Here is a 254-nt window from a genome sequence, read left to right as displayed (position 1 = left end):
AATATCGTTTGGACACACTTCGTCAGAGGATATCATCAGTTGTTTCCGCCTCTCTGAGTCGACCTAACTCGGTGTAGCGTAACGAGTACGGGACCCGGCTTTCGAATGGGATCGGATCCATGAGTTCGTAGAGCGACCTTGGCTCAAAGATAACGACCTTCTGGTTCTGATCAAACTCAGCCTGTTCCCCGGCATAAGACTCAACAGTGCGTGCGAGCGTGGCGCTGTTAGCTGGAACTATCTCTTTGACCCGT

Annotated in this window: 1 pseudogene; it reads right to left on the bottom strand. The window is 51.6% G+C overall.

Annotated elements, in window-relative coordinates:
• Positions 1-22: 22 nt before the first annotated feature.
• A pseudogene (locus EXE42_RS19975) lies at positions 23-254 on the bottom strand (hypothetical protein); the annotation flags it as partial.

Source organism: Halorubrum sp. SP3, assembly GCF_005435195.1.
GTDB lineage: Archaea > Halobacteriota > Halobacteria > Halobacteriales > Haloferacaceae > Halorubrum > Halorubrum sodomense.
Note: the sequence above shows the minus strand (reverse complement) of the source record. Positions and strands in the feature narration are given on the sequence as shown.